Source organism: Aristaeella hokkaidonensis, from assembly GCF_018128945.1.
Lineage (GTDB): Bacteria > Bacillota > Clostridia > Christensenellales > Aristaeellaceae > Aristaeella > Aristaeella hokkaidonensis.
In genome coordinates this window covers 2,745,332-2,768,546 of record NZ_CP068393.1, presented here as the reverse complement: position 1 = coordinate 2,768,546, position 23,215 = coordinate 2,745,332, and the positions used below count along the sequence as shown (strand labels likewise).

General features: G+C 54.7%; 12 protein-coding genes. 7 read left to right on the top strand and 5 right to left on the bottom strand.

Translation table 11 applies throughout. The features are described 5' to 3' along the window. Window positions 1-52 precede the first annotated feature (52 nt). The 5 genes from JYE49_RS12515 to JYE49_RS12495 all read left to right on the top strand — a co-directional run bounded on the left by JYE49_RS12515 (window position 53) and on the right by JYE49_RS12495 (window position 9,999). Window positions 53-1,360 carry a hypothetical protein gene (locus tag JYE49_RS12515; RefSeq protein ID WP_143754519.1) on the top strand — a complete coding sequence of 436 codons (1,308 nt, stop codon included), beginning with the start codon at window positions 53-55 and terminating at the stop codon, window positions 1,358-1,360. Window positions 1,361-1,495: 135 nt separating this feature from the next. After that, a complete protein-coding gene (gene leuS, locus JYE49_RS12510) occupies window positions 1,496-3,919 on the top strand; it encodes a leucine--tRNA ligase (protein ID WP_093957850.1) in 2,424 nt (807 codons plus the stop codon). A 316-nt stretch (window positions 3,920-4,235) separates the two neighbouring features. Further along, the gene (locus tag JYE49_RS12505) at window positions 4,236-7,172 is read left to right on the top strand and encodes an SH3 domain-containing protein (RefSeq protein WP_093957849.1); all 2,937 of its coding nucleotides are present in this window, start codon (window positions 4,236-4,238) and stop codon (window positions 7,170-7,172) included. A gap of 120 nt (window positions 7,173-7,292) precedes the next feature. Then, window positions 7,293-8,663 carry a DNA repair protein RadA gene (gene radA / locus JYE49_RS12500; protein WP_093957848.1) on the top strand — a complete coding sequence of 457 codons (1,371 nt, stop codon included), beginning with the start codon at window positions 7,293-7,295 and terminating at the stop codon, window positions 8,661-8,663. 256 nt (window positions 8,664-8,919) lie between these two features. Continuing rightward, complete coding sequence (locus JYE49_RS12495) at window positions 8,920-9,999, top strand: PIN/TRAM domain-containing protein (protein ID WP_179217378.1); 1,080 nt, start codon at window positions 8,920-8,922, stop codon at window positions 9,997-9,999. A 163-nt stretch (window positions 10,000-10,162) separates the two neighbouring features. Here JYE49_RS12495 and JYE49_RS12490 read toward each other — a convergent pair whose 3' ends face one another. The 3 genes from JYE49_RS12490 to gap all read right to left on the bottom strand — a co-directional run bounded on the left by JYE49_RS12490 (window position 10,163) and on the right by gap (window position 15,076). After that, complete coding sequence (locus tag JYE49_RS12490) at window positions 10,163-11,986, bottom strand: ABC transporter ATP-binding protein (RefSeq protein WP_093957846.1); 1,824 nt, start codon at window positions 11,984-11,986, stop codon at window positions 10,163-10,165. Beyond that, a complete protein-coding gene (locus JYE49_RS12485; RefSeq protein WP_283399427.1) occupies window positions 11,983-13,848 on the bottom strand; it encodes an ABC transporter ATP-binding protein in 1,866 nt (621 codons plus the stop codon). Before JYE49_RS12485 ends, JYE49_RS12490 begins: the two co-directional genes overlap by 4 nt. A gap of 196 nt (window positions 13,849-14,044) precedes the next feature. Further along, entirely contained in the window at window positions 14,045-15,076 is a 1,032-nt protein-coding gene (gene gap / locus JYE49_RS12480) for a type I glyceraldehyde-3-phosphate dehydrogenase (protein ID WP_093957845.1), read from the bottom strand. 289 nt (window positions 15,077-15,365) lie between these two features. Here gap and JYE49_RS12475 point away from each other — a divergent pair, with 289 nt between their 5' ends. Further along, on the top strand, window positions 15,366-16,850 hold the full coding sequence (locus JYE49_RS12475) for an L-fucose/L-arabinose isomerase family protein (protein ID WP_093957989.1): 1,485 nt from the start codon (window positions 15,366-15,368) through the stop codon (window positions 16,848-16,850). 253 nt (window positions 16,851-17,103) lie between these two features. Next, entirely contained in the window at window positions 17,104-18,099 is a 996-nt protein-coding gene (locus JYE49_RS12470; protein WP_143754518.1) for an MBL fold metallo-hydrolase, read from the top strand. A gap of 201 nt (window positions 18,100-18,300) precedes the next feature. Here the strand turns inward: JYE49_RS12470 and JYE49_RS12465 are convergent, their stop codons facing one another. Next, the gene (locus tag JYE49_RS12465) at window positions 18,301-21,726 is read right to left on the bottom strand and encodes a UvrD-helicase domain-containing protein (protein WP_093957843.1); all 3,426 of its coding nucleotides are present in this window, start codon (window positions 21,724-21,726) and stop codon (window positions 18,301-18,303) included. Between the two features lie 303 nt (window positions 21,727-22,029). Then, window positions 22,030-23,169: a DNA replication/repair protein RecF gene (gene recF / locus JYE49_RS12460; protein WP_179217377.1), complete on the bottom strand. Its 1,140-nt coding sequence runs from the start codon at window positions 23,167-23,169 to the stop codon at window positions 22,030-22,032. Between the last annotated feature and the right edge of the window lie 46 nt (window positions 23,170-23,215).

The window sequence follows — 23,215 nt, the reverse complement described above, 5'->3', positions numbered from 1 at the left end:
GTGCTCATACAACGTTGCAAAACTGACCGACCTTCCTCTGGAGAATATCAAAATGAATAAGCGTATTTTCTGTCTCCTGGCAGCCCTTTTGCTGGTGCTTCCGTCTGTCGCTTCCCCCTCATCCTCCTGTGATCATTTGGATCCGGATACCGGTGATCCTTACCCTGTTTACCTGGATGGTTATGTGGAGCCGCAGCCAGACAAACCCGGATACTCCGGTGATTTTCGCTGCTCCCACTGCAATGGCATCGTCGAATCGGGCGGCGCCATCTACGTCGAGGAGTTTTATGACTGCATGGATCCGCCCACAGATAAGCCGGATCCACGGATCAGCAACCCGCCGGCGCAATACGGAGATAACAATCCGCCTGATACCGATCCGGATAACAATGCCGATGATCCGAATAATCCGGACAATCCCGATAAACCGGACAATCCGGACAACCCTGCGAACCCGAACAACCCGGACACCCCGTCCGATCCTGTAACCCCCGGGCAGAACAACCCGCAGGATCCCCCGACAAATGCGGACACACCCGCTAATCCGGAGAATCCGGAAAATCCCGGCAACCCGGAGAATCCCGATAATCCTGCAGATTCGGAAACTCCTGTGCAGACGGATCCGCCAGCCAAGCAGGACAATCCAAAGACCGCGGAGAAACAGACCACTCCGGAACAGACCAACCCTGAGAAGCAGCAATCCAACCCTGAAACACCGGAGCAGCCGGTCATTCCTGCGCAGCAGGAAACGAACGAGCAGCAGACCGTACCGGAAAAACCGGTGCAGCCTGTCGATCTTTCCCAGCCCGAACAGCAGGAGCAAGAAAACGAACCAATTCAGTCGGAAGTGTCTGTCCAGTCTGCAGTTTCTGCCCAGCAGGAACAACAGGAGCAGAAAAATGAATCAGCTCAATCGGAAACACCCATCCAATTCGCTGATTCTGTCCAGCAAGAGCAGCAAAACTGGAAAAACGAACCAATCCAGCCAGAACTGCCTGTCCAGTTCACTGATTCCGCTCAACCGGATATGTCTGCCGATCCCGCCACATCAGAGCAGCCCATCGTTCTGCAGCAAAAGGACATTCCTGAAAATACAGAGATTCCGGCAGATATAATCGCTACACCGCCGCCTGTGCCGGGCGAGAACGATGCTGCAGAACCCGCCGTCACCGTTTCACCCGGCGGACAGCAGACCAGGCGCAGCCACGGCAAAAAGATGGATAAGCCTTTCTCCAAACAGTATCCTTACCGGAAGGTCAAAATGACGCCGCAAAAGAATATCCGGGCCAAGGCCGCCGGAATCCTCATCTGGCCCACCGTGCAGACGCCGTTCCAGCAGATGCTGCAAAACAATGAATAATGCATAATCCATAATGAATGATGATGAACCGCGTCCAGCAATTGTCTGAATGCGGTTCATTCCTTATTTTGCTTGCCCCGGGGCATTGTTTGTGCTATACTTCTTTCATTATTTTACAGGATCAGGTGAAAGATCATGGACCGCATTTATGACCCGAAAGTCATTGAACCCAAATGGCAGAAGTTCTGGGAGGATCACCAGACCTTCCGTACGGACGTGTGGGACTTTTCCAAACCCAAGTTTTACGCGCTGGATATGTTCCCTTATCCCAGCGGTGTCGGCCTGCATGCCGGTCATCCGGAAGGCTATACCGCCACGGATATCGTCAGCCGCATGAAACGGATGCAGGGTTATAACGTCCTCCATCCCATGGGATACGACAGTTTCGGACTGCCGGCGGAACAGTATGCCGTTACCACCGGACATCATCCGGAAGGCTTTACCAAAGAAAACATCAAGACCTTCAGCCATCAGCTGAAAGAGCTTGGTTTTGACTACGACTGGGACAAGATGATCGCCACCAGCGATCCGGATTTCTACAAGTGGACCCAGTGGATCTTCAAACAGCTGTACCTGGACGGCTACGCCCAGTACATCGACATGCCTGTGAACTGGTGCGAAGAGCTGGGCACCGTGCTGTCCAATGACGAAGTCATCGACGGCAAGAGCGAGCGCGGCGGTTATCCCGTGGTCCGCAAGAACATGAAGCAGTGGGTCATCGACCAGCCTGCCTTCGCTGAAAAACTGCTGGAAGGCCTGGAAGAAATCGACTGGCCGGAAAGCACCAAGGATATGCAGCGTCACTGGATCGGAAAGAGCACCGGCGTTGAGGTGAAGTTCCAGATCGTCGGCGGCGGCGAATTCAGCATCTTCACCACCTGTATTGAGACCATCTACGGCATCACCTTCATGGTGCTTGCTCCCGACGGCCAGCTGGTACAGGATCTGATGCCCCGGATCAAGAACCAGGAAGAAGTCAAAGCCTATATTGAAGAAACCCGCAAGAAGAACGACATGGACCGGACCGAGCTCAACAAGGGCAAGACCGGCTGCCGTCTCGAAGGCGTCAAGTGCATCAACCCTGCCAACGGTAAGGAAGCTGAGCTGTTCATCGGCGACTTTGTGCTGGCCAGCTACGGCACCGGCGCAGTCATGGCTGTTCCCAGCCACGACCAGCGCGACTTTGAGTACGCCGTGGCCCACAACATCCCCATGATCCAGGTCATCGACGGTGCAGACGTCAGCGAGCATGCCTTTGAAAAGCAGGATTACCTCGGCAAGGGCTGCAAGCTGATCAACAGTGAGGAGTTCACCGGCCTGACCGTAGAGGAAGCTAAGGAAGCCATCACCGCCAAGCTGGAAAAGATGGGCGTGGCCAAGCGCACAGTCAACTATCACTTCCGTGAGTGGATCTTCGCCCGCCAGCGTTACTGGGGTGAACCCGTGCCGGTGGTACATACCGAAGACGGAAAGATTTACCCCCTGCCAGATGATGAGCTCCCGCTCATCCTGCCGGAACTGGAAGACTATAAGGGCAAGAATGGCAAGGCCCCGCTTGAAAACGCCGAAGAGTGGAAACACTATGATAAAAACGGCGTAAAAGGCCTCCGGGAAACCAGCACCATGCCGGGTTCCGCCGGCAGCAGCTGGTACTACATGCGCTATATCGATCCGCACAACGACAAGGAGTTCGCGGATTACAAATTGCTGGAACACTGGCTGCCGGTTGACCTGTACATCGGCGGACCGGAACACGCGGTCGGCCACCTGATGTACAGCCGGATCTGGAACCGCTACCTGTACGACAAGGGCCTGAGCCCCGTGAAGGAACCCTTCAAAAAGCTGGTTCACCAGGGCATGATCCTCGGTGAGAACGGCATCAAGATGGGCAAGCGCTTCCCCAAGTACGTGGTCAACCCCAGCGACATCGTGGAAAAGTACGGCGCGGACACCCTGAGGCTGTACGAAATGTTCATGGGACCGCTGGAAGTTTCCAAGCCCTGGAGTCCCCAGGGTGTGGAAGGCGCCCGGAAGTTCCTCAACCGGGTCTGGACCTTCTTCATGAACGAAGAAAACATCACCGCGGAAAACGATGGCGCCCTGGACCGGGTCTTCCACCAGACCGTGAAAAAGGTCAGCGGAGACTTTGAATCCCTGGGCTTCAACACCGCAATCAGCCAGATGATGATCTTCGTGAATGCGTGCTACAAGAACGGCACCTGTCCGAAAGCCTACGCAGAAGCCTTTGTGAAGATGATCAGCTGCATCTGCCCCCACATCGGCGAGGAAATGTGGAGCCTGCTGGGCCACGAAGACACCATCGCCTATGAACCCTGGCCCGTCTGGGATGAGGAGAAGATCAAGGAAGACACGATCCAGATCCCCGTCCAGGTCAACGGCAAAGTCCGGGCCACCGTGGAAATCGGCGTGGATGAGGGACAGGACAGCGTACTGGAGAAAGCACACGCCATGAAGAACGTCCAGTCCTTCATCGAAGGCAAGACCATCGTCAAGGAAATCTACGTGAAGGGCAGAATCGTCAACATCGTAGTGAAATGACAAAAGGGAGCGCGAATGCGCTCCCTTTTCCATTTCACAATTCAGAATTAAGAATTCAGAATTATGAATTAATAGTCTCTCGCCTGATATTATAAGGCTTTGATCATATTGTATTATGCTATATTACCAGACTGTGCCTGCAAAAACGCAGAGATTTTATGTTTCGATCTGTTAATAAACTCTGAATTCTGAATTCTGAATTCTGAATTAATTTGTATTGACATCGTAACATATTCGTAATAGAATGATTCTGTATCATTAGATACCTCTGTGTCTGTTTCAGACCAATGATGAAGAACGTTGAGGTGAACCATTCATGACCGTGTATCGCCGCCGTCTCCTGTGCCTTGCGCTGGTGCTGAGTATGCTGCTCACACTGATCCCTGCCGCTACAGGAAGCCGGAACTCTGCCTATGCGGAAGCGGATCGCAAGGGAATCACGCTGGATAAGGTCAACATGCGCTATGGCGCAGGTTCCGACCAGAAGATTGCCTTTACTCTGCCGGCCAATCATGTCTGTACCATTCTGGATACAAAAACGGTCCAGAATGTACTTTGGTACAAGGTGGAAACCATCGATCCTGCCCGGAAGAACAGCAATAAATACACGGGCTATATCCACGGGGACTTTTTCCGTGAGCTGACTGCCGAAGAAATTACGCAGTACAATACCACCGGCAATTCTGCCACTCCCACGCCTGTCCCCGTTGCCAACGGAGATACTCCCACCCCTACGCCGACGCCCGTTCCCGCCGCCGGAAACGTTGACCTGCCTGCCATCGCCGGATCCATCGGTTCCGTTACCGCAGGCGGCACCAACCTGCGCGAAGGCCCCGGCACCGGCTATCACAGCATCACCCGCCTGGATCGCAATACCCAGGTGGAACTGCTCACCATCCCCTCCATCCGCGGAGGCGGTGCCAATACGTTCTTTAAAGTCAAATACGGCAATGATGTCGGCTATATCATGAGCGACTTCATTTCCATTCTCAGCGGCGGCCCGCAGAACGGGACTTCTGTTGTGGTCACACCGGTTCCGGCTTCCGCCGTTTCCGCCGCGACACCGGCCCCCAACACCACCGCCTATACCCACGTGAAACTCACCCTGTCCAGCTGCCATCTGCGTGTCGGTCCGGACGGTGACTATGATCCGAATAATGACTGGACAGGTAAGGGAACCGTCCTGCTGCTGGCCGGCAATCCCGTTAAAAAAGGAAGCTACACCTGGTATCCGGTCTCCAAGGACGGTAAAATCTACTACGTCCGGAATGACTGCGTCCAGCCCTATACCGACAAAGACGGTACCGCAGTGACGCCCACTCCCGCGCCTGCTACCGCCACACTAGCTCCTGCAGACGTCACCGCGACTCCCATCCCCAATGACACCCAATACGGTATGGTGCAGCTGATTCTGACCAGCTGCCACCTGCGTACCAGCCCGGACGGTTCCTATGATCCGAACAATGACTGGGAAGGCCGGGGAAGCGTACTGATGCTGACCGGTGATCCCGTAACAAAAGGAAAATACAGCTGGTATCCGGTTCGCAAGGATGGAAAAGTCTATTATGTCCGGAATGACTGCGTCCAGCCCCTTGCCAGCATCACCGCAACACCTGTGCCCGCGGCCGTGACTGCCACTCCCGCACCGGATGCCGCGACTGCCACACCAGTCCCCGCCAATGCAACCTATACCCACGTCCGGCTGGTACTGACCAGCGCCCACCTGCGAAACGCTCCGGATGGATCCTATGATTCAGATAATGACTGGGTCGGCCTGGGCAGCACCCTGCCCCTGGCCGGAAGCGCCGTAAAACAGGGCGGTTATAACTGGTACCCGGTCACCAAAAACGGAAAGAAGTACTACGTCCGTGAGGACTGCGTACAGCCTTATATTGACGGCAATGCCGGCACGCCCACCGCGGTTCCGGAACCCACCGCCACCATCAATCCCAACGGGATAGGCTGGGTAAAAACCACAAAGGGCGGCGTTAACCTCCGGGCCACCATCGGCGGCACCACCATCAAGCAGCTGAAGAAAGGAGTTACCCTGCCTTACCTGCTGGAGCCGGTCCAGAAAAATGGCTACACCTGGTACTTCGTCCAGGACGGCAATAACCGGGGCTATCTCCGCAGCGACGTTGTCACCGTTGTCAATGCTCCTGCAACCACGCCTACGCCGACTCCCGCCGCGGACGGTTCAACCCCTGCTCCCACAGCCATCACGCCGACTGAAACGCCTGCCACCGGCTACCTGAAGACCAATGCTTCCGGCGTGAACCTGCGGAAGAAAGCCGGTTATACCGATACAATCGGCCGGGTGGACAAAAATGTCGTCCTGCCTTACTACGGAGAACCGACCAGGGTGAAGGGTGTCAACTGGTATTACGTCAAGCACCCAACCCTGGGTTACGGATACCTGCACGGAACCTATATCAACCTGTGCAACGCGGACGGTTCCGCTCTCGCGACACCGACTCCCGCACCCACCAACACCCCGGCGCCCGGTACAACCACCGTACCCGCCAATACCAGCCAGACTGAAGCCAGCTACAACACCCTGAAGACCGGTTCCACCGGCGACGCCGTGAAGAACCTGGTGACAGAACTGAAGAATCAGGGTTATTACAAGGGCTCCGTCACCAGCAAGTACACCACCTCGGTCGCGGATGCTGTCAAGGCATTCCAGAAAGCCAACGGCCTGACCGTGGATGGTATTGCCGGCGCAGCCACCCAGCACAAGCTGTTCAACACCGTGCCGGTGGGCTACGCGAACCTCGAAAACCTGACCATGACCCTGTACCCGGCTGAAAAGATCGACTGGTACACCGGCGGTATCAATGAGCTGTGGGCCACGGGCAGCAACTATAAGGTTTATGACGTAAAGACCGGTATCGTCTGGTGGGCACACCGCTGGTCCGGCGGATCCCATGTTGACGCGGAACCGCTGACCGCCGCTGATACCGCACGGCTGTGCAGGTGTTACGGCGTATCCAACAGCCAGCAGATTGCAGACAAGAACCTGTATCAGCGCCGTCCGCTGCTGGTCACCATCGGTTCCAGAACCTTCGCCTGCTCGCTGTACGGTGTACCGCATAACTATCCGGAAGGCGATACTATCAGCGACAACGATTTCAAGGGCCAGCTGTGTATCCATTTTACCAACAGTAAGACCCACAGCAGTAAAAAGGTAGACAGCGGTCACGAGGATGCCATCCAGTACGCCTGGGAGCATGCTCCGAACGGACACAAGTAATTAATTCAGAATTATGAATTCAGAATTCAGAATTAATGGTTAGCTTTATACAAAAGGACAGGCCTTATATGGCCTGTCCTTTTGTGATATAATGCTGGTATTGTTAAGTGAGGTGAGATCGTGGCTAAGGTCAAGAGCACATATGCCTGTACCGCGTGCGGCTATGAAAGCCCCCGATGGGTCGGCCGCTGCCCTGGCTGCGGAGCCTGGAACACCCTGGAGGAAAGCCTGCAGGCCGTTCCGGAAAAAGCGGCCGGAAAAATTGCCGCAAACCAGCGGCCCGGCACCGGCGCAAAGCCCATGTCCCTGAAGGATATTCCGGAGGATACTTCCGTCCGGACAGGAACCGGCATCAGTGAGCTGGACAGGGTCCTGGGCGGCGGAATCGTCGAGGGAGGCCTGATCCTCATCGGCGGTGATCCCGGCATCGGCAAAAGCACCCTGCTCCTCCAGGTATGTGACCATCTGGCAAAAAGCGGGAAGCGTACGCTGTATATCAGCGGCGAGGAATCCGCTCGTCAGATCAAGCTGCGCGCCGCGCGGCTGGGGATTGAAAGCGATCTGTATGTACTGGCGGAAAACGCCCTGGATGCCATTGAAGAAAAAATCCGGGAGCTGCAGCCTGACACAGCAGTCATCGACAGTATCCAGACCATGTACCGGCCGGAAATGGCCAGTGCGCCCGGCAGCGTCAGCCAGATCCGGGAAGGCACAAGCCTCATCATGCGCCTGTGCAAGGAAACCGGAACCAGCGTATTCCTGGTCGGCCACGTGACCAAGGACGGCGCGATTGCCGGTCCCCGGATGCTCGAACATATGGTGGACGTGGTATTATACTTTGAAGGCGACCGGCAGCAGGATTACCGGCTGCTTCGCGCGGTCAAGAACCGCTTCGGCTCCGTCAACGAGCTGGGCGTGTTCCGGATGACCGGCCAGGGGATGCAGGTCGTGGAAAACCCCAGCGAGGAGCTGCTGAGTCTCCGGGCCAAGGGCGCCAGCGGAAGCACCGTCTTCTGCGGTATGGAAGGCAGCCGGCCGCTGCTGTGCGACGTACAGGCCCTGACCAGCCCCACCTTCTACGGTACTCCCCGCCGCGCGGTGAACGGTGCGGACAGCGGCCGGGTTGCCATGCTCCTGGCCGTACTGGAAAAGCGCGCCAACCAGCGGACCTATAACCAGGATGTATATATCAACGTGGCCGGCGGCCTGGAACTGAGCGAGCCGGCAGCAGACCTGGCCCTGTGCGTGGCCGTTGCCTCCAGCCTGAAGGATAAGCCTGTCGGCCCTGAAATCGCCGTAATGGGCGAAGTCGGCCTGGCCGGGGAGGTTCGTACTATTCCCCAGTGCGAGCGGCGGATTGCCGAGTGCGCCCGCCTGGGCTTCACCACCATCGTTGTTCCGCGGTCCAACGCCCGCCGGATCAGCCTTCCGGAGAACGTCAAAGTCGTGGGAGTGGACACCGTCGCTCAGGCGATGAGCGTAATCTTCTGATGTCTGAAAGACATCATAGAAGGGGAACGAACCGAGAGGTGCCCCAGTGGGGCATTCGCCGTGAGGCGAAAACAAGGTGAGTGAGTCAACCGAAACAAGCGGTGAGCGCGCTCCAAGCGCGAGCACCGACGATTGAGGTTGCGGATAGGAAGCAGGAGGTATTATTCTCCTGATCTTCTGCTACAGTATATATAATTCTGAATTCTTAATTCTGAATTCTGAATTAATAAAGAGGTGTTTTATGCGATCTAAGGGTATGGAAAAACTTCTCCGGCTCCTGCTGGTGCTGCTGGGCATCGGCGTAGGACTGGCCGCAGCACAGCTCGGTCTGGCCCTGTTCCGGCTGAGCCATCAGAATGCGGATATCCCCGCCTGGGTTCCCGTGGCCTCCTATACGGGCATGGGCGTGCTGGGCGGCCTGATCCTCCTTCTGCTGTGTCCCCGGATTATCCGCCGGGTGAGCACGCTCTCCATGGAGATGCAGAGGGAATTTGACAAGATGCCCGCCAACCAGCTCCTGAGCGCCATTATCGGCCTGATCCTCGGCCTGATTGTAGCAGCGCTGCTGCGGCAGATGCTGTCTTTCTTCGGAAACGGCGTGGCCGGCGCGGCCCTGACCGCCATCCTGTACCTGACACTCGGCGCCCTGGGCTACAACATGGGAAAACGCCGCAGCCGGGAATTTATCACCATGATCACCCGCCTGTCCGGGGCCCGGGAAAAGAGTAAAATCCGGAAACACGGCTATGCCTCCCGGAAATATGTGGATACCAGCGCGATCATTGACGGCCGGATCCTGGAAATTGCGAAGACCGGTTTTATAGAAGGGGAGTTTGTCATTCCTCAGTTTGTAGTGGATGAAATTCAACATGTGGCCGATTCCTCGGATGATACCCGTCGGGAACGGGGCAGGCGGGGACTGGAAATCCTGCGGGAGATGCGGGAAAGTCTGAAACAGCTTGTGATCGATCCGGCGGATATTGAGGAACTCCAGGATGTGGACGTGAAGCTGCTCCGGCAGGCCCGGGACTGCGGCGGTACGGTCATTACCGTGGACTATAACCTGCAGAAGGCCGCCGCTGTCAGCGGCGTAAAGAGCCTGAACGTAAATGAGCTGGCGGACGCCCTCCGTCCCGCGGTTGTCCAGGGGATGGAGCTCAGGGTTCACATTTCCCGGGAAGGCAAGGAAGCCGGCCAGGGTGTTGCCTATCTGGATGACGGCACCATGATTGTTATTGAAAACGGCAAGTCCTTCATCGGGGAAGACGCGGACATCGTCGTCACCAGCGTCCTCCAAACTTCTGCCGGCCGTATGATCTTCGCCCGTCTGAAATAATCTTCTGTAAAAACTCAGGGAGTGTGCATCAGCACACTCCCTTTTATAGTACCTTTCATATTCGCCGTAAGGCGGATATTTCATAAATCAGCAAAGCTGATTTATTTCATGTTTGCCGAAGGCAAACATTTCATTTACCTGTTAACCGCAATCAGCCTGCCTTTTACTTCAGGATGTCGCTGGTTACCTCATCCTCATACTGCCTTGTATACAGCCGGTAGTACGGTCCCCTTGCAGCCATCAGTTCCTTATGGTTTCCCTGTTCCACAATCTTGCCGTCCTTCACCACCAGGATCAGATCGGCATTCTTGACAGTGGACAGCCGGTGAGCGATCACCAGGGATGTCCGGCCCTTGATCACTTCATCGATCGCGGACTGAATCTTCTGCTCTGTCAGGGTATCCACAGAAGCCGTGGCTTCATCCAGCACCAGGATCCGGGGATCCGCCAGGATCGCGCGGGCAAAGGAGATCAGCTGCTTCTCACCGGTGGAAAGCAGGTCGCCGCCTTCACCGACATCCGTATCGATGCCCTTGTCCATCTTGGCCACCACCTGATCGGCGGAGACCAGCTTCAGGGCCCGGTCAATCTCTTCCTCTGTGGCATTGGGATTGCCATACAGCAGGTTTTCCCGGATTGTTCCGGAGAACAGGTGCGGCGTCTGCAGCACATAGCCGATGGCGCTGTGGAGCCAGAGCTGGCTCCGGTCCCGGGCGTCCTTTCCGTCAATCAGCACCCGGCCCTCTGTGGGTTCAAAGAAGCGGCAGACCAGGTTCACCAGGGTGCTCTTGCCCGCGCCGGTTTCGCCCACAATGGCGATATTGCTGCCAAAGGGGATCTTCAGGCTGAAGTGTTCCAGGACATTCTCGTCTCCGTCCGGATAACGGAAGGTCACGTCTTCAAACTCGATATCCCCGCGGATGGGTTCCCAGTTTTCCTTCTTCGGATTGAAGGAATCGCCATACTTTTCAATGACTTCCGGTGTATCTGTCACGTCGGACTTCGTACCCAGCAGCCTTGTCAGCCGCTCGATGTTCACCTGGGTGGTGATCACGTCCGAGATCGCGTCCACGATCCAGCGGACAGGTTCCATCATGCCCTGGGCATAGGTCATGAACATGGAGAAGGTACCGACCTCGGAAGCGGCAATGAAGCCGCCTTGCCACAGCACGATGGCCAGCGCCATGGAAGATGCAAGATGCATGGTCACGGCAAAGGCGCCGCGCAGGCGGGCCGCCCGGACCGAGGTGCTGCGGTATTCCTCCGTGTCAGCCACGAAATCCTTCTCCATCCGTTCCTCAATCGTCAGGGTTTTGATGGTCTTCGCGCCGGTGATCGCCTCGTTGAAGTCTCCCGTAATCCGGGAGTTCAGCTCACGGATCTGCCGGTTGGCATGGATCAGCTTCTTCTGGAACAGGGAGTAGAGAACCACGATCAGGGGCAGGATGGTAATCACCATCAGGGCCAGCCGGGTATTTACCACCAGCATGACCGCCACAGCGCCGATCAGGTAGCTCGTGTGCCAGACACAGTCCATAAAGGTCCAGGAGACCAGGCCGCCGATGCGGGAAGTATCCGACATCACGCGGGAATGGATCCAACCGACGCTGTTCTGGTTGAAATAGGAGAAGGACAGCGTCTGAAGATGGTTGAACGCGGCCGCCCGCAGGTCCCGGTTGACGGAAACCTCTGTCGTCATGGCACCCTTACAGGCGATAAAGGTCGCGCCGGATGAAAAAACAATACAGAATATATAGATCGCAATGAACAGCGGAAGGGTATCCAGCGTCCCTTTGGCAATGAAATGGTCCAGGGCGTAGCGCTGGAACAGGGGCACGGCAATATCCATACCGGTCCCGATCAGGCCGCAGATCAGCATAGCCAGCAGCGTTTTCCTGTATTTTTTAACATAGGGAAGGATCCGCGGAACGCCGAAAAAGGGCAGGGACACCGCATCCTTCCTGATGCTTTCGGTGGCTTGCGTCATACCGCATTCACCTCCTTCTTTTCAGTTGTTTCCGTATCGGACGACAGTCCCTGGATCTCCATGATCCGGCGGTACAGGCCGTCCTGTTCGCTCAGCTCCGCAGGAGTTCCCAGCTGGCTGACCTTTCCGTGATCCAGCACCAGCACCTGATCCGCTTTGGAAAGCGTTGTGATCCGGTGGGAGATGAGGATAATGGTCGCCGAGCCGAAACGCTTCTCCAGCGCGCCGCGGATCTTCGCGTCAGTTTCCGTATCCACCGCGGACAGGGAATCGTCAAAAATCATGATGGGAGTAGGCCGGGTCAGCATCCGGGCAATCGCCGCCCGTTGCTTCTGGCCGCCGGACAGGGTCACGCCCCGTTCACCCACAAAGGTATCATAGCCCTTGGTAAAGGCCTGGACTGTCTCCTCCAGGCAGGCCGCCCGCACTGCGGCGGACAGCTCCTCGTCCCCGAGATCCCGGACAGCAATGCCCAGGTTGTCCCGCAGGGTACGCGAGAACAGATAGGGTTCCTGCAGCACGATGCCGATGTTGCCGCGCAGGTGTTCCAGCGCGATCTTCGAGATATCCGTACCGCCGATGGTGATCTTTCCGCAGTCCTCGGGCAGGGGATACAGCCGGTCCAGCAGGTACATCAGGGTACTCTTGCCCGATCCGGTACCGCCGAGAATACCCAGCGTGGTGCCGGAGGGAATGGTCAGGCTTACGTCATGGAGCATTTCCTTGCTTCCCTCATAGGCGAAGGTCACATGATCAAAGCAGATGTCTCCGTCCATGGGCGGCTTCAGCGCGCCTTCCGGATCCTTCTCTTCTTCAGCGTCCATGATATAGCCGATACGGTCAATACCCACGCCGGCCTTGGACATTTCGCTGATCATCCGTCCCAGCTGACGCACTGGCCAGACCAGCAGTCCATTGTAGCTGATAAAGGCAATATATTCGCCGCTGGTGATATTTCCCTTCAGGCAGAAGATCACGCCGAATACAACCACCAGCATAATCTGGAGACCGGAGAGGATATCGGACGAGGACCAGAAGAAACTCATCAGCCGGCCCATCTTTACCCACAGGGAGGTATAGTACTCATTGTGCTTTTCAAACCGGTCCCGTTCATACCGTTCCCGGCCGAAGGCGCGAACCACCCGGACGCCGGTCAGGTTTTCCTGTGCCATGGCGGAAAGCTTACCCTCATTCTCGTCACAGTCTTCAAATCCCTTGCGGAACTTCCTGTGGAAAAAGAGGGAATATCCGATTACCACCGGCAGGGGAATCATGGCGATGAGCGCCATCTTTCCGTTCATGGAGAACATGAAGCTCAGGCTCAGCACCACTAGGATACCGATTCGCATCAGGTTCGTCATCTGCTCCGAGATAAAGTTCCGGGTGGTTTCAATGTCGCTGGTACACCGCTGGATAATATCCCCAGTGTGATTGCTCATATGCCACTGGAAGGGAAGCCGTTCAATATGGCTGAAAAGCGTATCCCGCATGGTCTTGACCAGACGTTCACTGCCCTTTGCGTTGGACACACGGAATTCATAACGTGCCAGCGCGCAGATCCCCGCCACAACCAGCACCGCCAGCGCCATGATCCACATCCGTTCCCGCAGCGCTTCCGTCCCGCCAAGACGTTCCAGCAAGCTTTGCACGGGACGTGCCAGGCTGTCGGTCGGCTCGCCGCCGATCACGTTGTCCACAGTGACGCGGATAATCTGGGGCACAATCATTTCGCTCAGCGAAGCAACCGCTGAGCAGATCATACTGAGAATAAAAAAGGCTTTACTTCCCTTTAAAAAGCGCCAGATCAGCTTCCCCCGGCCCTTCCGGGGCTGAATGTGATCCTGCGTCTGTATCTTATCCATATAAAAAATGTCTCCTTACAGTCAGTAATCGTGGTATCCGTTTCCCTGACCCGAAGAAGGCACAAAAACTGCCCGCTGTCGGTTCTCCGACAGCGGGCATGATTTTCGCAACTACCGTATCTCGCAGATCCCTTCATTCATACCGGATAACCTGATGTCATCCTGAATGATGGGCAGGATCCTTGAACTGAATGAATTATTTCAGTTCAGCGAAGTACTTGATGGTGCGGACCATCTGGCTGGTGTAGCTGTTCTCATTGTCGTACCAGGAAACGACCTGCACCTGATAGGTGTCTTCGTCGATCTGGTTAACCATGGTCTGGTTGGCATCGAACAGGGAGCCATAGGTCATGCCGATGATATCGGAGGAAACGAGTTTCTCGGTGGTGTAGCCGAAGGATTCAGAGCTCTGAGCCTTCATAGCGGCGTTGATCGCTTCCTTGGTCACGTCCTTGCCCTTCACGACGGCCACGAGGATCGTGGTGGAGCCGGTGGGGACGGGCACGCGCTGGGCAGAGCCGATCAGCTTGCCGTTCAGCTCGGGGATAACCAGGCCGATGGCCTTGGCAGCACCGGTGCTGTTGGGAACGATGTTGGCGGCGCCGGCACGGGCACGCTGCACGTCACCCTTGCGCTGCGGGCCGTCCAGGATCATCTGGTCGCCGGTGTAGGCGTGAACGGTGGTCATGATACCAGCCTGGATCGGGAAAGCATCATTCAGAGCCTTGGTCATGGGAGCCAGGCAGTTGGTGGTGCAGCTGGCAGCGGAGATGACCGTGTCTTCGGGCTTCAGGGTCTTGTGGTTAACGTTGTAAACGATGGTGGGCAGGTCGTTACCAGCGGGAGCGGAGATAACAACCTTCTTGGCGCCGGCTTCGATATGAGCGGAAGCCTTTTCCTTGGAGGTGTAGAAGCCGGTGCACTCCAGCACGACGTCTACGCCCAGCTCGCCCCAGGGGCACTCTTTGGCATCCTTGATAGCGTAGATGATGATCTCTTTGCCATCAACGATGATAGAATTTTCAGTCGCTTCGACGGTGTGCTTGTTCTCACCGATGCGGCCGCAGTAGCTGCCCTGAGCGGTATCGTACTTCAGCAGGTGAGCCAGCATCGCGGGGCTGGTCAGGTCGTTGATCGCAACGACATCATAACCAGGAGCGCCGAACATCTGACGGAACGCAAGACGGCCGATACGACCGAAGCCATTAATCGCAACTTTAACTGCCATGGAAAAACCCTCCTCTAAGTTAGTCGCTTTATGCAATATATTAGGTCCGCATGGTATTGTACCTGTTTTTCCCTTGTTTTGCAACATGTTTTTTCGTTTTCTGTTTGTTTTGGCAGCGCTTTCAGCACAGATTTTACAATCGTTTCGGGCATTTGTGAAAAATGGGCGGGAAACGTTGAAAAAACCTCAAATTTCTTGACTTACAGCCCCTGGAATGATATCCTTTAAGCTACGGTAAGTCCGTACATATTTATTTATGGATAGTTTATGGAGGAGGTCTGTACCCATGATGGAAAACATCCCCGTCATCAAGCTGGGACTCGTCGCCGTCAGCCGCGACTGTTTCCCCATCGCGCTGAGCGAAAAGCGCCGTGCCGCCATCGCTGAAAAGTGCGGCCAGAAGAAACTGGATTTCGTTGAAATCAAAACCACCGTTGAGAATGAAAAAGACATGCTCAAGGCTGTGGAAGAGCTCAACGCCGCCGGCTGCAACGCTGCATGCGTGTTCCTGGGCAACTTCGGCCCTGAAACCCCTGAAACCCTGATCGCCCGTTACTTCGACGGCCCCGTGATGTTCGTGGCTGCCGCTGAAGGCGACGGAGACATGATCAATGGCCGCGGCGACGCGTACTGCGGTATGCTGAACTGCTCCTACAACCTGGGTATGCGCCACCTGAAGGGCTATATCCCGGAATATCCCGTGGGCACCGCCGGAGAACTGGCCGACAAGATCGCCGAGTTCATCCCGATCGCCCGCGTGATCGTCGGACTGAAGAATCTGAAGATCATCACCTTCGGACCCCGTCCCCAGGACTTCTTCGCCTGCAACGCTCCCATCAAGGGACTGTATGAGCTGGGCATCGAAATCGAAGAGAACAGCGAACTGGACCTGCTGGTCAGCTACAAAGAGCACGCCGGTGACAAGCGCATTCCCGCCGTCTGCGAAGACATGGCCAAGGAAATGGGCGAAGGCAAATACTATAGCGATATGCTCGAGCGCATGGCTCAGTTTGAACTGACCCTGCTCGACTGGGCGGAAGCCCACAAGGGCGCCCGGAAGTATGTGGCCTTTGCTGACAAGTGCTGGCCCGCCTTCCCGTCCCAGTTCGGCTTCGAGCCCTGCTACGTCAACAGCCGTCTGGCTTCCCGCGGCATCCCGGTCTCCTGCGAAGTGGACATCTACGGCTGCCTGAGCGAGTACATCGGTGCCTGCCTGACAGGCGACGCCGTGACCCTGCTGGACATCAACAACAGCGTTCCGGAATACATCTACGACAAAGACATCAAGGGCAAGTTCGACTACGAACTGCATGACACCTTCATGGGCTTCCACTGCGGCAACACCCCCAGCTGCAAGATGTGCGACAGCCGCGCTATCAAATATCAGCTGATCCAGCATCGTCTGCTGGAGCCCGAAGGAAGCGAACCGGACTTCACCCGCGGCACACTGGAAGGCGACATCGCCGCCGGCCCCATCACCTTCTATCGCCTGCAGTGCGACAGCGAAGGCGAAGTTCGTGCCTACCTGGCTGAAGGCGAAGTGCTGCCCGTAGCCACCCAGTCCTTCGGCGGCATCGGTATCTTTGCCATCAAGGAAATGGGCCGCTTCTACCGCCACGTGCTGGTGCAGAAGCGCTATCCGCATCACGGCGCTGTTGCGTTCGCTCACTGCGGAAAGCTCCTGTTCGAAGTGTTCAAGTACCTGGGCGTGAAGGACATCGCCTGGAACCAGCCCAAGAATCTGCCCTATCCCACCGAGAATCCCTGGGCATAATTCTCAAAAGCCTTTCTGAGGGCCGCCGTCAGGCGGTCCTCTTCTTTTTTGCATATGATCCCTATTTCTGTATCAGATCTTCCCGGATTTTCCTTTCCAGTGGGGATTGAGTATCAAACTCAGCCCATTTGGAGACAAAATTATGTCTCTTCGTGGAGATAACAGGGGCAGAATTTGACAATAGTGGGAAACGGTGTTAAACTCATGCTCAGCTAGGTTCGCTGCCTATTGTCCTCAGGCGGCTTTTAGATAGATGATTTGTCTTACACACCCTTTAGCCGGAAAGACGAAGGATGCTATTTGCAATGCCGTGGAGGTGCGCGTCTGCGTGGAGCACAATCTGTTAATTACTCATTATTACCACAGCGGTTTTTCCGTCGCGAGTGAACGGACGCTTGTGGTCTTTGACTATTGGCGCGGAGAGAACGGTGAACTGAAGCCAGACAGGCAGATCACCACCGAGCAGCTCAGACAATATGAGAACGTATTTGTATTCATCAGCCATGAGCATGTTGATCACCTGGATCCGATCGTTTTCACCTGGAGTGAAGCCGGAAATGTGACCTATATTGTCTCCTCAGATATGCCCGTGGGTACCCGCGGCAAGCGGATGGCACCGGGAGACACCCTGAAGCTGTCTGAGGAGCTTACTGTAACCGCTTTTGATTCCACAGACCTTGGCGTCAGTTTTCTGACGGAGTTCTGCGGTATCCGGATCTTCCACGCAGGGGACCTGAATTTCTGGCACTGGCGGGAAGAATCCACCATGCAGGAGATCGAAGAAGCGGACGCTGAGTTCCGTAAGGCCGTCAAACCGCTTGAACAGCAGAAGATCGACGTGGCCTTTTTCCCGGTTGATCCCCGGCAGGGTGCCATGTTTGAGGCCGGTGCAAACTATTTCATTCTCAGCGCCAAGCCCCGGATCCTGATCCCGATGCATTATTTCCGTCGTGCGGACACTGCCCTGGATTATGCCCGTACAGCCAGCTGCCGTACAACAGAAGTGATCGCCCTTCCCGGATACGGAGACAGGCTCCGGATCCAGGCGGATGAGGATCATTACCTGAACGTCTCCTTCCCGTCAGATGAAAACGCCGGGGAAACGGATGAGAACGCCCCGGCAGACGGCTCGGAACTGCCCCTTGATGAAGGAGATACCATGCTGTCGGAAGACGATCCTTTCCTGGAGAGCGATCTTCCCCTTGCATCCCTTGCGGAAGAGGATGATCAGGACCCTGAAGCCGAATGATTTAATAGCTTTGAGGCTGTTTTCCACAAGTTATCCACAGTTTTCCCAGGCCTGTTCATTAATAACACCGATCCATGAAAGCGTTGATTTTCCTCACTTTCCTGGATCGGTGTTTTTTGATGTCCAATGATATAAGGCTTTGCAGGTTGTGGATAACCTGTGTAAATTGTGTATAAGGATTCCAGAGCCTTTTCCTGTCCCTTAAAGCCTGTATGCTTTATCCACAGACAGAGCATAAAGCCAGCTCTCCAGGACCGGTTTACCGGTCAGTTCCCGCAGTGCGACAGCATACCACTCAAGCTGGGGACGATACTCCTCCATAAACTCTTCTTCATTTTCGATATGGTCCGTTTTGTAGTCCAGCAGGATCCATCCGTCGCCTTCCCGGAAGGCACAGTCAATCATTCCCTGCACAATCATACCCCGTTCCTGCACATACAGGTTGAAATCCCATTCCCTGTGGACTTCCGGACTGGCCAGCATCCGTTTCCCGATTTCGGATGTGAAGAACCTGCTGATGATTTCAGGACGGATCCAGGCCGCCTCTTCCGGTGTGAAAACCTGCTCGCTGACCAGCCTGTCCCTTACAGCGATCAGCTGTTCAGCATCCGTTCCGCCCTCCTGCCTCATGGCATCCAGGTTCACAAGGGACAGGAAACGGTGGATTACCGTACCCCTGGCGGCGCCTCCGGCTTCCTTCACAGGATCCATAAACGAGGGCCTGCTGCCCGTCTCATACTTCCGGAGCATATGCTCCACATAATCCGGCGTACGCTTCTCTTCCGGCGTTTGTTCCTCGTTCTCCAGGAAGATACGGTTACGCGCATTCCGGAGCAATGCTGTGACGGAGTATTTTTTCAGCCGGTTTTCGTCCTCCGGAAGTTTTTTTTCTTCAGAATCATTCTTCCACAGTTCATCCACAGGCGGTGCAGAAAGTAAGGTTTCAACCCATGATTTCAGGTTGTGGATAACTTCCGGTCTTTCCACAGTTTTCTGTTGAATACTATCAAAAATCCTTATTTCATAAGGCTTTGAGGCCTGTGCACAGCTTGTGGATTTCTTGTCGTTATCCATCAGTGCAGGTAAAACCAGATCCAGGTAATCTGAGGCAGCCAGCGTTCTGTGATCCCCGGGAGGCATGTACCAGATCGGCCGGTCCGTCTCCGTTCCGACAAGGAATAATTTTTCCTGGGCCCGGGTGATTGCCACATAGAGAAGACAGATTTTTTCCGCCTTCACGTCATGATCTTTTTTCCATGTGAAGATTTCATCCGCTGCCGTTTTCCGGCACAGGCGCCACTCCGGAACCTTGTAGCGCAGGCACAGGCCCAGCTCCTCGTCCAGCTGGACGCGTTCTCCGGCTTTCCCCTTCAGGCCCTTATCCAGCCCCAGGCAGAACACAACCGGAAACTGCAGGCCTTTTGATTTATGCATAGTCATAATCCGGACCAGGTCATCGTCATTCCCCAAAGCCGAAGCAGCCTGCATTTCACCGCCGGACGCCTGCTCAGACAGGAAGTTCAGGAAATCCCTCAGGCTGTATATGCCATGATCCGCTGCCTGCTCCGCCTGAAGACAGAGGCTTCTCAGGTTCTTTTTGGCAGCATTTCCGTGATCCGACGCTCCGTAAATTGCGCACAGGAGCGTATCCTCCAGCAGATACCAGAGAAAATCTGAAAGCTGTGTCCGCGGTGCCAGGAAACGCCAGCCCTCCAGCTTTTCCTTTACCTCCCGGCATTTCATTCCCAGCGGGCTCTTTTCTTCCGCCATCATCTCAAAGGCCTGCCAGAACGGCTTCTTTTTGCCGGTATACTTCAGGCGGATATGACTCAGTTCTTCTTCCGTAAAGTCAAAGGGTGGATTCACCAGAGCGGTCAGCAGGGGAAGATCCAGATGGGGATTATCCACCAGCATCAGCAGGTTGCGGAAAACGATTACTTCCTGCTGTTCAAAGAAGCCGCCTTTTCCATCAAAGAAGACAGGAATGCCCCGTTCCTTCAGCAGATCCGTCAGTTTCGGTCCGTCGGTGCTGACCTCCGGCATCAGGATCATCATATCCTTATATCTGTATTTCTTTTCCTCAATCATTTGCCGGATCTGTTCCGCCGTATGATTCGCGACAGCTTCCAGTCGTGTCTGCTCCTCGCCCACATTCAGCAGATCCACCATCACGGGTACATGATCTTCACAGTCAGTGCGGCCGGCCCGCAGCTCATCCGACGGCGCATATTCAAGGTCCGCAGCCTCTTTCCGCATGACTTCCCGGAAAATGATATTGGCTGTTTCCAGGACTTCCGGACGGGAACGGAAGTTTTCTTGCAGGAAAATACACTCTCCCGCGTCCGGTCCCTGATCCGTAATCCGGGAAAGAAACAGCTTCGGATTGGCCTGGCGGAATCGATAGATGCTCTGCTTTACATCCCCGACCATAAACAGGGTATTGTTTTCCCCGGCCAGCGCCTGGATCAAAGCATCCTGGACAGAGGAAACGTCCTGGCATTCATCCACAAATATCCGCTGATAACGGCTCCGGACCGATTCCCTGACTGTTTCGTCCTGAAGAATTGCCAGGGCTTTATGTTCCAGATCGGTGAAATCCAGCACACAGGCTCGGGCTTTATTCTTTTCATAGGCCAGATGGGTTTCTTCCGTAATTCTCGCAAGGCCCCGCAGGGAATTTCGGATTTCCGTAAACTCCCTTGTGATTTTCTCATGATCCGGCAGAATCCAGGTTTGCAGTTCGCTGCAGATATCCTTCAGCTGTTTCCGGTAATTCTGGTACCGTTCTTTCCAGTCAATCTCCCGGTCATTCAGGTTTCTCAGAACCGGAGCTTTGCAGAAACCTTTTTCCAGTTCGTCACGGCTGATATCTTCTCCGTCTTTCCAGCGGCAAAGCGTCTCCACCCGTTTCTGATCCTCAATAAAGACAGGACGGTAAGCTTCCTGTTTTTCATATTCATCAAACATATCCGCCTGCTGCCTCAGAATAATCTGAAGCCGCAGGATTTTTTCATTGACCATCCGGGATACCGTCCGGAACCAGGGATGATCCCGGTCCACATACAGCGGAACGTCCTCAGCCTTCGTTTTCAGCCAGCCGAAGGGATCAGGAAGACTCATAATAAAGCCCCAGACCGTTGTGACAATTGTCCTGGCTTCTCCCGGTTCATACTGCCGGATGAAGGACAGGTAATCTGCATCTTCTTCATCCCTCAGTTTGTTGCACGCCTGTCGGAAAGCATCCGCAAACAACTGTTCCCGCTGGGCGCCGGTACTGATCTGGAAGAAAGGATCCACTCCGACAATCTGGAACTCCTGCCGGATCAGATGCTGGCAGAAGGCATGGATCGTGCAGATTTCCATGGCAGACGCTTTTTCCGCAGCCGAAGCTATGATCGGATCCTTTCTTTCCGCCAGCAGCCGTTTCCGGATCTTTTCCTTCATTTCCGCGGCAGCAGCGTTGGTAAAGGTAATCACCAGAAAAGAAAAAGGGTCTGCTCCTTCCCGGATCAGCCTCACAATTCTTTCAATCATGACAGCAGTTTTACCGCTGCCGGCCGCAGCGGAACAAATCAGCCTCTGCGACGAGGAGCTGATCACCCTTTGCTGGTCTTCTGTCCACATCATAAAATCTCCGATTTTATAATTCAGAATTCAGAATTCAGAATTCAGAATTATATATACTGTGTCCTCATGACATTGGTTTCATCTGTTCCCTGCAACCTATATTATTGAACCAGTTTACCTTATTGTTTCACGTGAAACAATATCATCTATAACCTACTTTTACCTAAATCTTTTGTGTAGCCAATTGTCGAGTTTTATAACATCCTGGTTATATCCTTATAGATCAATGATTCATGATGAATGTTTCACGTGAAACATTCAGCTGTATATATACAAACCATAATATATAAGTATCGTAAACATTTAATTCTGAATTCTGAATTCTGAATTCTGAATTTCTTCTACCTTTGCCTCGCCTGCGTCAGCTGAAACCATCCACATCTTATCCACTTTTTCACAGTCCACGTCATCCCGGTCAGCACAGGTGATAAAAGTCTGGAAGGAGCTGATTTCACCGATCAGGCAGGCCCGGCGTTTCCGGTCCAGTTCGCTCATCACGTCATCCAGGAGGAGTACCGGCTCTTCGCCGCTCTGATCCCTCAGGATCTGCATCTGGGATAATTTCATGCTTAGAGCGGCTGTCCGGATCTGTCCCTGGCTGGCAAACTGTTTCATCTGGTTCTTATTCAGCGTCAGGATCAGGTCATCCCTGTGTGGACCGACAGAAGTAAATCCCATCCGGATATCGTCCTCCCTGTTTTCCCTGAAGAGGCGGCAGAGGACTTCCTCGATTTCTGTTTCTTCCTTTACAGAAGAATGATATGCCATACGAAAAACCTCATCTGTATCCGAAACCCGCTGATATGTTTCCCGTGCGCATTCAGATAAGAGCGAAACGATTCTCCTCCTTTCACGGATAATCACCGCTGCAGGAGCAGCCATTGTTTCCTCAAAAGCTGAAAGCATGGAAGTATCAGCATAGGAGTTTGCCCGCAGGTTCCGGATCAGGGCATTCCGCTGATCCATGCAGGTCCGGTATTGCTGGAGGGCAATGAAATATCCCCTGTTGATCTGGCTGATCATCATATCCAGGTACCGTCTCCGCAGGGACGGTCCTTCCTTGATCAATCCGAGATCTTCAGGTGAAAAGATGACGCAGCGCAGGCAGCCCATCATATCGGAAAACTTCGCAATCTTTTTTCCGTCCAGCAGGATGGACTTTTTCTGTGTTTCATCAGGATGAAAGCGTACGGCGATTTCACGCTGGCCTAATGAATTGCGGATGGAGACAGAAGAAAGAGCAAACGCTTCACCGTTTTTGACCGCGTTGGCATCATTTGAAATCCGGTGGGAACGGCCCAGTGAGCAATAGTGAATCGCTTCCAGCAGATTCGTCTTGCCGGATCCGTTCCTTCCGAAATACAGATTGACGCCGGGATGGGGGTGAAGTGTCAGCTCGCTGTAATTTCTGAAGTTTTTGAGTTTCAGTTCTTCTATCAGCATCTTCTTTAAAACAGAAAACGGCATGATCCGGAATCCGGACAGCCGT